The organism is Enterobacter cloacae complex sp. S2 (assembly GCF_015159675.1).
Classification (GTDB): Bacteria; Pseudomonadota; Gammaproteobacteria; order Enterobacterales; family Enterobacteriaceae; genus Enterobacter; species Enterobacter intestinihominis.
In genome coordinates, this window is record NZ_JADDTS010000024.1 from 41,387 (window position 1) to 53,484 (window position 12,098).

At 59.5% G+C, this 12,098-nt stretch carries 10 protein-coding genes and 1 pseudogene; 1 reads left to right on the forward strand and 10 read right to left on the reverse strand.

Features of this window, described 5'->3' with window-relative positions; translation table 11 throughout:
- Positions 1 to 34 precede the first annotated feature (34 nt).
- The 3 genes from pgk to tkt all read right to left on the reverse strand — a co-directional run bounded on the left by pgk (position 35) and on the right by tkt (position 4,615).
- Positions 35 to 1,198, reverse strand: a complete 1,164-nt coding sequence (gene pgk / locus IPZ49_RS12665) for a phosphoglycerate kinase (protein ID WP_023298554.1) — start codon at positions 1,196 to 1,198, stop codon at positions 35 to 37.
- A 49-nt stretch (positions 1,199 to 1,247) separates the two neighbouring features.
- A complete protein-coding gene (gene epd / locus IPZ49_RS12670; RefSeq protein WP_022649326.1) occupies positions 1,248 to 2,267 on the reverse strand; it encodes an erythrose-4-phosphate dehydrogenase in 1,020 nt (339 codons plus the stop codon).
- Positions 2,268 to 2,623: 356 nt separating this feature from the next.
- Positions 2,624 to 4,615, reverse strand: coding sequence for a transketolase (gene tkt / locus IPZ49_RS12675; RefSeq protein ID WP_041908344.1), 1,992 nt, complete (start codon positions 4,613 to 4,615; stop codon positions 2,624 to 2,626).
- A 272-nt stretch (positions 4,616 to 4,887) separates the two neighbouring features.
- Here tkt and IPZ49_RS12680 point away from each other — a divergent pair, with 272 nt between their 5' ends.
- Entirely contained in the window at positions 4,888 to 5,646 is a 759-nt protein-coding gene (locus IPZ49_RS12680) for a M48 family metallopeptidase (RefSeq protein ID WP_003860073.1), read from the forward strand.
- 45 nt (positions 5,647 to 5,691) lie between these two features.
- Here IPZ49_RS12680 and IPZ49_RS12685 read toward each other — a convergent pair whose 3' ends face one another.
- From IPZ49_RS12685 to IPZ49_RS12715, 7 genes and pseudogenes are all read right to left on the reverse strand, one after another.
- Positions 5,692 to 7,332, reverse strand: coding sequence for a thiamine pyrophosphate-binding protein (locus IPZ49_RS12685; RefSeq protein ID WP_063146835.1), 1,641 nt, complete (start codon positions 7,330 to 7,332; stop codon positions 5,692 to 5,694).
- A 13-nt stretch (positions 7,333 to 7,345) separates the two neighbouring features.
- Positions 7,346 to 8,815, reverse strand: a complete 1,470-nt coding sequence (locus IPZ49_RS12690) for an aldehyde dehydrogenase (RefSeq protein ID WP_022649335.1) — start codon at positions 8,813 to 8,815, stop codon at positions 7,346 to 7,348.
- 9 nt (positions 8,816 to 8,824) lie between these two features.
- Complete coding sequence (locus IPZ49_RS12695; protein WP_022649336.1) at positions 8,825 to 9,595, reverse strand: aspartate dehydrogenase; 771 nt, start codon at positions 9,593 to 9,595, stop codon at positions 8,825 to 8,827.
- Positions 9,596 to 9,604: 9 nt separating this feature from the next.
- A complete protein-coding gene (locus tag IPZ49_RS12700; protein WP_022649337.1) occupies positions 9,605 to 10,399 on the reverse strand; it encodes an SDR family oxidoreductase in 795 nt (264 codons plus the stop codon).
- On the reverse strand, positions 10,383 to 11,153 hold the full coding sequence (locus tag IPZ49_RS12705) for an alpha/beta fold hydrolase (RefSeq protein ID WP_022649338.1): 771 nt from the start codon (positions 11,151 to 11,153) through the stop codon (positions 10,383 to 10,385). Before IPZ49_RS12705 ends, IPZ49_RS12700 begins: the two co-directional genes overlap by 17 nt.
- A gap of 9 nt (positions 11,154 to 11,162) precedes the next feature.
- Entirely contained in the window at positions 11,163 to 11,693 is a 531-nt protein-coding gene (locus tag IPZ49_RS12710; RefSeq protein ID WP_022649339.1) for a cupin domain-containing protein, read from the reverse strand.
- Positions 11,694 to 11,703: 10 nt separating this feature from the next.
- Positions 11,704 to 12,098: pseudogene (locus IPZ49_RS12715) on the reverse strand (MFS transporter); the annotation flags it as partial.

The window sequence follows — 12,098 nt, forward strand, 5'->3', positions numbered from 1 at the left end:
GAAAATTGGGCAGGTTTTCCTGCCCCTGAATGGCTTACTTCTTAGCGCGCTCTTCGAGCATTGCTACTGCTGGCAGGACTTTGCCTTCCACGAATTCGAGGAATGCGCCGCCACCAGTGGAGATGTAGGAGATCTTGTCAGCGATACCGAACAGGTCGATAGCTGCCAGGGTGTCACCACCGCCTGCGATAGAGAACGCTTCGCTGTCTGCGATAGCGTTAGCCACGATTTCAGTCCCTTTGCGGAAGTTCGGGAATTCGAACACGCCGACAGGACCGTTCCACAGGATAGTTTTTGCGTTTTTCAGGATTTCAGCCAGTTTCTGTGCAGAAACGTCGCCCAGGTCCAGAATCTGCTCTTCATCTTTGATGTCATTAACAGATTTAAGGGTTGCGGTAGCAGTTTCGGAGAACTCGGTCGCCACGCGAACGTCAGTTGGAACCGGGATATCACAGGTGCTCAGCAGACGTTTGGCTTCGTCAACCAGATCCGCTTCGTAAAGGGATTTACCCACGTTGTGGCCTTGCGCAGCAACGAAGGTGTTCGCGATACCACCGCCAACGATCAGCTGGTCAGCAATTTTGGACAGAGAATCCAGAACGGTCAGTTTGGTAGAAACTTTAGAACCACCAACGATAGCGACCATCGGACGAGCAGGTTCTTTCAGTGCTTTACCCAGAGCTTCCAGTTCGTCAGCCAGCAGTGGACCTGCACAGGCGACGTCTGCGAATTTACCGATACCGTGGGTAGAAGCCTGCGCACGGTGAGCCGTACCGAATGCATCCATCACGAATACGTCGCACAGCGCAGCGTATTTTTTGGACAGGGTTTCGTCGTCTTTCTTTTCGCCTTTGTTGAAGCGAACGTTTTCCAGAACAACCAGCTCACCTTCGGCAACTTCCACGCCGTCCAGGTAATCTTTCACCAGGCGAACCGGGTTGGACAGTTTGTCTTTCAGGTAATTAACAACCGGCAGCAGAGAGAACTCTTCGTTGTACTCGCCTTCAGTTGGACGGCCCAGGTGGGAGGTGACCATCACTTTAGCGCCCTGCTTCAGAGCCAGTTCAATGGTTGGCAGAGATGCACGGATACGCGCGTCGCTGGTCACTTTGCCATCTTTAACCGGTACGTTCAGATCGGCACGGATGAAAACGCGTTTACCTGCCAGATCCAGATCGGTCATCTTAATTACAGACATGGTGAATCCTCTCGTTGATTCTTAAAGTTTTGCAAGCGCAAGGTGCGCTCTACCTGAAACCTTTTGCGGCCATGGCTAACGTGGTGTCGAGCATTCGGTTAGCAAAGCCCCATTCGTTATCACACCAGACCAGCGTCTTGATGAGGTGCGCACCACTGACTCGCGTCTGCGTGCCATCCACGATGGCGCTGTGCGGGTCGTGGTTAAAATCTACTGAGACCAACGGTAATTCCGTATAGTCAACTATACCATGAAATGCTCCCTGTGCCGCTTTTTGCAGCAACAGGTTGACTTCACAGGCTTTTACCGGTTTTTTCACCGTCACGCTAAGATCGATTGCGGTGACGTTTATCGTCGGGACGCGCACGGCAATCGCTTCGAAACGGTCGTTAAACTGCGGGAAAATACGCGTGATCCCGGCAGCCAGTTTCGTATCCACCGGAATGATGGACTGGCTCGCCGCGCGAGTGCGTCGTAAATCCGGATGGTAGGCGTCGATAACCTGCTGATCGTGCATGGCGGAGTGAATCGTGGTCACGGTACCGGATTCAATGCCATACGCATCGTCTAACAGTTTAATGACCGGAATAATGCAGTTGGTGGTACAGGAGGCGTTGGAGACAATGCGGTGTTCAGCCTGCAGCTCGTGCTGGTTGACACCAAACACGACGGTGGCGTCGAGGTCGTGACTGCCGGGATGGGAGAACAGCACTTTTTTCGCGCCAGCATTCAGATGCGCTTCGCCATGTTCACGGTTACCGTACACGCCGGTACAGTCCAGCACCACATCCACACCCAGTTCGCGCCAGGGCAGCTCTTCAATACTGTTCTCATGCAGCACGCGGATGGCATCGTCACCGACGAACAGCTGTTCCCTTTCCTGGCGAACGTCCCAGGCAAAGCGACCGTGGCTGGTGTCATATTTCAACAAATGCGCCATGCCCGCAGCATCCGCCAGTTCATTGATTGCCACCACGGTGATTTCCGCACGACGCCCGGATTCATATAAAGCACGAACCACGTTGCGCCCGATGCGACCGAAGCCATTAATCGCTACGCGTACGGTCATAGATCTCCTGCAAAGCTATCCCTGAGTTTGAGGTGGCTGAAAGAGTAATCCAGCGACGCCCGAAGGGGAATCCTTGCTGTCACAAACTGCGATTGATTGGTCAATTGTCGAACATTTAATCGACTGAAACGCTTCAGCAAGAATAAGCGAATCGGGGAATAAAAGGAATCTCTGTCCAGATGAATAAGCGAGCTATATGACTTGCATCACATTTTCGGTGGAATAATTCACAGAGCAGTTACATGTCTGAGGAATCGTGCATACAAAAAAGCCGGGTGGCGCTAACGCTTACCCGGCCTACATTTTATGCCATTTGTAGGCCCGGTAAGCGTTAGCGCCACCGGGCAAAACGGCAATTACAGCAGTTCTTTCGCCTTAGCGACAACGTTCTCAACGGTGAAGCCAAACTCTTCAAACAGCTGTTCAGCCGGCGCAGACTCACCAAACGTGGTCATACCGACGATAGCGCCGTTCAGGCCAACGTATTTGAACCAGTAGTCAGCGATACCCGCTTCCACTGCCACGCGAGCGGAGACCGCTTTAGGCAGTACGGATTCGCGGTACGCGGCATCCTGCTTGTCGAACGCATCGGTAGACGGCATGGAAACCACGCGCGCTTTCACGCCTTCAGCAGTCAGTTTTTCCCATGCGGCAACGGCCAGTTCAACTTCAGAACCGGTCGCGATAAAGATCAGCTCAGGCTGGCCCGCGCAATCTTTCAGCACGTAACCACCGCGGGCGATGTTTGCCAGCTGCTCTGGGGTACGTTCCTGCTGCGCCAGGTTCTGACGAGAGAGGATCAGCGCGGTCGGGCCGTCCTGACGCTCAACGCCGTATTTCCACGCCACCGCAGATTCAACCTGGTCACATGGACGCCATGTGCTCATGTTCGGGGTCACGCGCAGGGAAGCCACCTGCTCTACCGGCTGGTGAGTTGGACCATCTTCGCCCAGACCGATGGAGTCGTGGGTGTAGACCATCACCTGACGCTGTTTCATCAGCGCGGCCATACGCACGGCGTTACGTGCATACTCTACGAACATCAGGAAGGTAGAGGTGTACGGCAGGAAACCACCGTGCAGAGCGATACCGTTGGCAATCGCGGTCATACCGAATTCACGTACACCATAATGGATGTAGTTACCGGCAGTGTCTTCGTTGATTGGCTTAGAGCCAGACCACAGGGTCAGGTTAGATGGCGCCAGGTCAGCGGAGCCGCCGAGGAATTCTGGAAGCAGAGGACCAAACGCTTCGATCGCATTCTGAGACGCTTTACGGCTGGCGATTTTAGACGGGTTCGCCTGCAACTTCGCAATGAACTCGTTCGCTTTCGCGTCGAAGTCAGACGGCATGTCACCTTTCATACGACGGGTGAATTCAGCCGCTTCCTGTGGGAAGGCTTTCGCATAAGCCGCGAACTTCTCGTTCCAGGCCGCTTCTTTCGCCTGGCCCACTTCTTTCGCATCCCACTGCGCGTAGATTTCAGATGGGATTTCGAAGGCAGGGTGTTTCCAGCCAAGCGCTTCACGGGTCAGTGCGATTTCCGCGTCGCCCAGTGGTGCGCCGTGGGAGTCGTGAGTGCCCGCTTTGTTCGGAGAACCGAAGCCGATGATGGTTTTGCACATCAGCAGGGACGGTTTGTCGGTCACGGCGCGCGCTTCTTCTACGGCACGTTTAATCGAGTCAGCATCGTGGCCATCAACGCCGCGCACAACGTGCCAGCCGTAGGCTTCGAAACGTGCGGCGGTGTCGTCAGTGAACCAGCCTTCAACGTGACCGTCGATGGAGATGCCGTTGTCGTCGTAGAACGCAACCAGTTTACCCAGCTTCAGGGTGCCTGCCAGGGAGCACACTTCGTGAGAAATGCCTTCCATCATGCAGCCGTCGCCCAGGAACGCATAGGTGAAGTGGTCAACGATGTCGTGGCCAGGACGGTTGAACTGTGCCGCCAGGGTCTTTTCAGCAATCGCCATACCCACGGCATTCGCAATGCCCTGACCCAGCGGACCGGTAGTGGTTTCAACGCCAGCGGTGTAGCCCACTTCCGGGTGACCTGGAGTTTTGGAGTGCAGCTGACGGAAGTTTTTCAGCTCTTCAATTGGCAGATCGTAGCCAGTGAGGTGCAGCAGGCTGTAGATCAGCATAGAGCCATGGCCGTTAGACAGCACGAAACGGTCGCGGTCTGCCCATGCCGGGTTCTGCGGGTTGTGGTTAAGGAAATCACGCCACAGGACTTCGGCGATGTCAGCCATGCCCATAGGGGCGCCCGGGTGGCCGGATTTGGCTTTCTGTACTGCGTCCATGCTCAGCGCACGAATAGCATTAGCAAGCTCTTTACGTGAGGACATTTTAACTCCAGATCGGACTGTTAAAGGCCATGCCCTTGACGACAGCGCGTTTTGGGCTACGCCGGAAAAAAGTGCCAACAATGTAACCCAAGCCGCAGGGCATGTACATGGACCATTCTTTTGCAGCTTAAGAAATCTCTGGATCATGCTCGCATGTTGCGCAATCTACTCGCCCGCCCCTGTAGATATTCCTTATACTTAGCCCGACACCGGCTTCGTTGACGGTGCATTTTTCGGAATTAATTCAGATTAACGAGTACGGAAGCAACATCATGAAAATGCGTGCAATTGGGCTGGCTGTGGGAACAACGCTCCTGCTAAGCGGCTGTCAGAATATGGATTCTAACGGCCTGATGACCTCAGGCGCAGAAGCTTTTCAGGCCTACTCATTGAGCGATGCGCAGGTGAAAGCGCTGAGCGACGAGGCCTGTAAGGATATGGATGGAAAAGCTACGCTTGCCCCGGCAAACAGCACCTACACGCAGCGTCTGAACAAGATTGCTTCCGCGCTGGGCGACAACATTAACGGTCAGCCGGTGAACTACAAGGTGTATATGGCGAAAGACGTCAACGCCTTCGCGATGGCTAACGGCTGTATCCGCGTTTACAGCGGCCTGATGGACATGATGACCGACAACGAAGTGGAAGCGGTGATCGGCCATGAAATGGGTCACGTTGCTCTCGGTCACGTGAAGAAAGGGATGCAGGTTGCGCTGGGCACCAATGCCGTGCGTGCTGCGGCGGCCTCTGCGGGCGGCATTGTCGGCAGCCTGTCCCAGTCGCAGCTGGGCGACGTGGGTGAGAAACTGGTTAACTCCCAGTTCTCCCAGCGTCAGGAGTCGGAAGCGGATGACTACTCTTACGATCTGTTGCGCAAACGCGGCATCAATCCATCGGGTTTAGCCACCAGCTTCGAAAAACTGGCGAAACTGGAGGAAGGCCGTCAAAGCTCCATGTTTGACGATCACCCGGCCTCCGTTGAACGCGCGCAGCATATCCGTGACCGCATGGCGGCAGACGGAATTAAATAAAACTTCTGCCCGGTGCGCGCCGCGCTACCGGGCAACAAGGCTCAATCAGTACAGCGTTTTCTGTGGCGGCCCGGCAAACTTCAGGGCGCCAATCTGCCCCATCCGCACTTCCACCACCGACGGCCCCGGCATCGCCAGCGCTTCCGTCATCACCGCATCAAAGTCCTCAGCCCGCTCAACGCTCCAGGCCTGTAGGCCAATCGCCTGCGCCAGCAGGGTAAAATCCGGTGTATGCAGCGCGTTATAATACTGACGCCCGCCAAAATATTTATCCTGAATACCGCGCATTACGCCGTAGCCCCCGTCGTTCATGATGAGCAGCGTCACGTTGGCTTTCTCCTGCGCCAGCGTCGCCAGCTCGCCTAAATTCAGGCTCAGGCCGCCGTCGCCCACCAGTCCCACCACCCTGCGCTGCGGGTTAGCAATCGCGGTGCCGATGGCCATCGGCAGTCCCATACCAATCGCCCCGGCGAGAGAGTGAATGTTCAGCAGCGGACCGTTAGCCCTGAACAGGCGGCTACCCCACAGGCTGCCGGACACGGTGATATCGCGCACCAGCAGGCCGTCTTTCGGCAGGGCTTTTTCTATGGCGTCGTTAAGCTTCGCATAGGCGCCGCACTGCTCGCGCAGCCCCTGCTCAGCTTGCCCGACCGCCTGCTGCACCTGCATATCCCACTGCGCGTTGCCCCACTCGCGGCCCTGCACTTTTTCAGCCAGCGCGCCAAGCACCGCGGAACAATCGGCTATCAACGTGCTATCCATCAAGTAGTTACGGCTGGCTGCCGCCGGGTCGATATCAATCTGCACGCGCGGGGACGGCAGCTCAAGCGTCCAGGAGCGGGTTTCGTTGCTGCGCAGACGTGAACCGGCGACCAGCGTAAAATCACACTGCGCAATCAGCGCCTCCACCGACGGCGAGTTGTGGAACGCCCGCAGGCTGGTGCGGTGGTCGTCCGGCAGCACGCCGCGCGCGTGGGTGCTGGAAATCACGGTGATGCCCGCATCCGCCAGTTTTTTCACCGCCTCAGCGCTTCCCAGCGCCCCGCCGCCCAGCCACAGCAGCGGCTGTTTCGCCTGTTTGAGCTGCGCCCACAGCGCGTCAACCATCCCGGTATCCACGGCTGGAACCGATGCCGGTTTTACCGGGGCGGTTACCAGCGACAGCGGAATTTTGGCGCCCTGAATATCAATCGGGATTTCCACCGAGACCGGTCCGCACGGCGGGGTCTGCGCGTCCTGGATGGCTTTATGCAGAATGGCTATCGCCTGATTCGCATTGCTGATACGGTACGCCCGTTTTGAGCTGGCCTTCAGGAAGGTCAGCTGATCGCGGGTTTCATGGATAAACCCGGTGTCGGCGTCCAGCCAGGCTTTCTCTACCTGCCCGGTTAAATGCAGCAGCGGCGTGCAGGCATTCATCGCTTCCACTAGCGCGCCTACCGCGTTCCCGGCCCCCGCGCCGGTGCTGGTCAGCGCCACGCCGAGGCCGGAAAAGCGCCCGTGAGCATCGGCCATGGTGACGGAACCGGCTTCACCGCGCGCGGGTACAAAGCGGATATTGCCCCGCTGCCCAACCGCATCCGCTATCGGCAGGTTGTGAATGGAGATGACGCCGTAGATGGCCTCAACCTGATACTGCTCCAGCGTTCTGGCGATGGCGTCGCCGACGGTTATCATTTCGCTCATTGCTCACCCTTTCTCAGTCGCACCAGTGGTTGACGCTGTTACCCGTCGCCAGATAAATGCTCTTTTGTTGCATCCAGGCTTTCAGCCCCTGGATACCCTTCTCGCGGCCCAGACCGCTCTCTTTAAAGCCCCCGAACGGGGTCGAAATCGCAAAAACTTTGTAGGTGTTGATCCACACCGTGCCTGCCTCCAGCTGCTCGCTGAGACGCAGGGCGCGCCCGGTATCGCGCGTCCAGATCCCCGCCGCCAGGCCGTAAACCGAGTCGTTCGCCTCGCGAATAAGCGCCGCTTCATCGCCAAACGGCATCGCCACCAGCACCGGGCCGAAGATCTCTTCCTGACATGCGCGGGCGCTGTTGTGTAGCCCTTCGATAATGGTTGGCTGGAAAAAGCTGCCGTTTGCCAGAGCGGGATCGGCGGGGATCTCGCCGCCGCACAGCACGCGGCCCCCTTCCCGCTTCGCAAGTTCGACGTACTCGATCACGCTCTGGCGATGTTTCTCGCCGATCAGCGGTCCTACATGCACGCCGTCGGTAAACGGATGCCCGACGCGCAGCCCGCGAGTTAATTCCAGCAGCCTCGCCATCAGCGGGGCGTAAATACTCTCGTGGATAAACAGCCGCGATCCGGCGATGCACGCCTGCCCCGCCGAGCTGAAAATGCCGTAGCAGATCCCACGCGCCGCCTGTTCGATATCGGCATCCTCCAGCACGATAGTCGGCGATTTGCCGCCCAGCTCCAGCGAGGCCGGGATCAGTTTTTCCGCCGCCACGTGCGCCAGATGACGGCCCGTAGTGGTTCCGCCGGTAAAGGAAATTTTGCGCACGCGAGGATGACGCGCCAGCGCATCGCCAATCACCGAGCCTTTGCCCGGCAGGACGCTCAGCAGCCCGGCGGGCAGCCCGGCCTGTTCAAAAATCCGCGCCAGCTCCAGCGCCATCAGCGGCGTGGCTTCGGCGGGCTTGAGGATCACCGCGTTCCCGGCGGCAATCGCCGGTGCGACCTTCTGCATTTCGCTGGCAATCGGCGAGTTCCACGGCGTGATGGCCGCTACCACGCCAAGGGGCTCGTAGCGGCTCAGCGTCAGCAGATCCGGCTGGCGCGGTGTCGGAAGTTCCCCTTCCAGCAGCTCGCAGGCGGCGGCAAAGTAGCGCGCCGTTCCCGCCGCGCTCATCACCAGCCCGCACGCTTCCGCCAGCGGCTTGCCGTTATCCCGGCTCTGCATCTGCGCCAGTTCATCCACACGGGATTCAATAAGATCCGCCACCTTGTGCAGGATCTTCGCCCGCACGTGCGGAAGGCTGTTACGCCAGGCGGGATCGCGCCACGCGCGCTCTCCGGCGTCTACCGCCTCCTCCAGGTCATCCAGACTGGCGGCGTTCAGCGTCGCGTTGATCGACCCGTCTGCCGGGAAGTGGCTCTGCATCGGGTTACCTCCGCCGTGTCGCCACTGGCCGCCGATAAAAATCTTCAGATCGTCCATCGTCACTCCTCAGCTCAGGGCCAGCTCGCGGCAGGCGCGCACCGCACTCAGTGCCGCCAGGGTGGAGGTTTTAGGGTTAGACGCCAGCGGCAGCCCGCTCAGCTCCAGATGGAATTCGCCAAACAGCCCTTCGACGTGCAGCGTGTGGGTGTTACGTTTCGTTGCCGGGTCAACCATCAGCTGCACGCGAGTGTCATCCATCCCGACGCCGCCAAGCGCCACGGTCGCCGCCACGTTGGCGTTCGCCGGGAACAGGCGCGCCGCCTCGCGAGCGCTGCCTTCAAAAAAGACCTTTGCCTCAGCCACTGAATTCAGATCGATAAGCTGCTCGGCATAGCTGCCGCGCCAGCTGGCCGGGCTTTTGCGCGACTGATAGGTGACGCGCTCAAGCCCACCCTCTTTCGCTGCCGCCAGCCCGTCGATACCGGCCACTGCACCGGAAAGCAGAGTCAGTTTTCCGCCCGCCGCGAGCAGGCGCTGCTCCAGCGCGCTGTCCGCCAGCGCGCCGGTGGAAATGACGGCCAGATGCCAGCCGCGACGCAGGATCTCTTCCCCGTACTGGGCCACCGCCTGCTGGCTGGCGCATTCCAGCACCAGATCCGGCGTTTGCGCGCACGCCATCGGCGACGTCAGCGCCTCGACCGCATCGCCAAACTGGTCGTGAATGGCGGCATGGTGAGACGGGCGAGCCACGATCCAGCCGATAGCCACACCGGCGGGCAGGCGCTCAATCACCGCCTGCGCCATGGCGCCAAAACCAATCAACATTACCTTTTTCATGATGCGTCCTTACAGATGGCGACAGAAGCCGCCGGAAACGTCCAGCGCGGCGCCGGTGGTAAACGAGGCCAGCGGCGAGGCGAGGAACAGCAGCGCCTGCGCGGGCTCCTGCGGTCTGCCGAGGCGCGCCATTGGAATGCCGCGCTTGCGCGCGATATCCGCCGTCCACTCCGGCCAGCTCTGGCTTTTGTCCGCCCGATTTTCAAAGCGGCGCAGCCACTGCCCGGACTCCACCATGCCGAGCAAAATGGAATTGACGCGAATGCCTTTACCCACCAGCTCTTTCGAGAGCGTCAGCGTCATGTTCAGCAGCGCGGCACGAGCGGCAGAGGTGGCGATCATGTGCTCCTCCGGCTGTAGCGCCAGCAGGGAGTTGACGCAGGTAACAGAGGCAATGTCTGACTGCTCCAGCAGCGGCTGAAACGCCTGCACCGGATTGATGACGCCAAACAGCTTCAGCTCTGCCTCGTGCAGCCACGCCTCGCGCGGGGTGTCATGGAAGTGCGCCACGTAGCCCTGCCCGGCGTTGTTGATCAGCAGATCAGCCGCGCCAAAGCGCGCCTGCACCGCATCCGCAAAGGCCTTAACCTCGTCGGCGTTCAGCACGTCGCAGCGGTAAGAAAAAATCTCCCCGTGGGGGAATTCGTTTTGCAGCGTCGCATGGGCGCTGGCGAGCCGATCCGGGTCACGGCCGCAGAAGGCGACTTTCGCCCCTTCACCCAGCAGCAGGCGCAGCGTTTCAAAGCCAATGCCAGAAGAACCGCCGGTGACTACCGCTACGCGCCCGTCAATTTGTGCATTCATCGCGCACCTCTTCGTTAATGCGTAAAAGCTGTTGGTTGAAAAACACGTCGTTATCGAGATAGCTGGCGTGCCCGGCCTGCGGAACTGCGGTAAACGGCATGCCGTAGCGCAGCGCCAGCCCCTGCACCAGTTCGGGCTGCGTTATCGCGTCCTGCTCGCCACACCAGACTTCAAACGTGCCGGCGTATCGTTTAAGCCAGCCGTGAATGTCGTCATGCGCCAGCATCCACGCGGCGGCAAGGTAGCCTTCCGGGCGCAGCGTGCGCATGCCCGCCGCGACGGTGGCGATATCTTCCGCGCGCGCGCCGGGGCGCAGCAGCTTCGCGGCACGGGTCTGGGCGAGGATTTCGCCGCCCAACGCCATCTGCTGCTCGCGGTTGCGCCAGACCTGCTCCCGCTGCTCCGGCGCGGCATTGCCGTAGCCCTGCGCAGCGTCGGCCAGTACAAGATGAATGACGCGATCCGGGAACTTCGCCGCAAAGGCACTTGCGACCAGTGCCCCCAGGGAATGGCCAACCAGCACTGCCTGCCAGACACCGGCGCGGTCGAGCATCGCCGCCAGCGCGTCGGCGTAATCCCCCGCGTTTGCCCGCGCTACGGCCAGCATCGGGCTTTCGCCATAACCGGGCATGTCCCACGCCAGCACGCGAAAACCGTTCAGCGCCATCTGCTTGTGCCAGGACGCAGCGCCAGAGCTGATCCCGTGTAGCAGCATCAGCGGAATGCCGCTTCCCTGTTCACGAAAACCCGTCATGGCGCCCCCTTAGTTCCGCTTCACTTTCGAGAGCGGATGGTCGGACGGATAGGTCGGGATTTCCGGCTTGTTGGTTCCCAGCATGACGCACATCAGCGCCTCCTCTTCCCCGTGGTTAAACAGGCCGCGATAGATGCCCGGCGGGACGGAGATCAGGTCACGCTCGCGCAGCACCGTTTCGGTGTAGTTGTCGCCATCCTGGATCATCAGCGTGATTTGCCCCTTGAGCATGAAGAACACCTCTTCCACGTCGTCGTGCAGGTGCAGCGGCCCTTCGCACTTCGACGGCAGTACCATGGTGGAGAAGGTGAAATGGTCCGCCTGCACGGTATTGGTGTCGTTCGCCACGCCGGTTGCGCCGGTGCCGATGTAGCGCATCTGCGCCCGGCGGTATTTCGGGTCAAAATCGGCCTGGAACTTCAGCGCGTTCCAGTCGTATTTACGGCCTTCGAAGCGCGCGATGCGCGACTCGACCCACTCTTCCATCGTCAGATGGTCAGGTTTGATGCCCGTTTTGTGGGTTACGGTTGAATCAGTCATGACACTCTCCTCAGTAACGTCTCAGCAGCGGCAGTAACAGGACGCAGCCCACCGCCGCCATCACCGCCAGAAAAATCAGCCCGGAATCCATGCTGTGGGTGAAGGCGATAAGCGCGCCCATCACCGCCGGCGACAGCGCGCCTGCAAAGTTTCCCAGCCCGTTGAAAATGCCGCCCGCCGTGGCGCTCACCCGGGGATGGGTGGCCTTGGCCAGCAGGGCGAAAATGTTGGGCGCGCCGGTGCCCCACATAAAGGTGCTGAAGCTCATCGCCGCGATGACGGCGAGCGGGGTATCGAGGTGCATCACCGCCGCCAGCATGGCGATGAACGGCATCGACGACAGCCAGCCTGCATGCTCAAGGTGAATGCCTTTGCCTTTGATCAGGTAGCCCGGCAGCCAGCCGT

Bases quoted from the DNA above. Each gene is read 5' to 3' on its own strand.
- pgk (WP_023298554.1), bottom strand. From the start codon at position 1,198: ATGTCTGTAATTAAGATGACCGATCTGGATCTGGCAGGTAAACGCGTT.
- epd (WP_022649326.1), bottom strand. From the start codon at position 2,267: ATGACCGTACGCGTAGCGATTAATGGCTTCGGTCGCATCGGGCGCAAC.
- tkt (WP_041908344.1), bottom strand. From the start codon at position 4,615: ATGTCCTCACGTAAAGAGCTTGCTAATGCTATTCGTGCGCTGAGCATG.
- IPZ49_RS12680 (WP_003860073.1), top strand. From the start codon at position 4,888: ATGAAAATGCGTGCAATTGGGCTGGCTGTGGGAACAACGCTCCTGCTA.
- IPZ49_RS12685 (WP_063146835.1), bottom strand. From the start codon at position 7,332: ATGAGCGAAATGATAACCGTCGGCGACGCCATCGCCAGAACGCTGGAG.
- IPZ49_RS12690 (WP_022649335.1), bottom strand. From the start codon at position 8,815: ATGGACGATCTGAAGATTTTTATCGGCGGCCAGTGGCGACACGGCGGA.
- IPZ49_RS12695 (WP_022649336.1), bottom strand. From the start codon at position 9,595: ATGAAAAAGGTAATGTTGATTGGTTTTGGCGCCATGGCGCAGGCGGTG.
- IPZ49_RS12700 (WP_022649337.1), bottom strand. From the start codon at position 10,399: ATGAATGCACAAATTGACGGGCGCGTAGCGGTAGTCACCGGCGGTTCT.
- IPZ49_RS12705 (WP_022649338.1), bottom strand. From the start codon at position 11,153: ATGACGGGTTTTCGTGAACAGGGAAGCGGCATTCCGCTGATGCTGCTA.
- IPZ49_RS12710 (WP_022649339.1), bottom strand. From the start codon at position 11,693: ATGACTGATTCAACCGTAACCCACAAAACGGGCATCAAACCTGACCAT.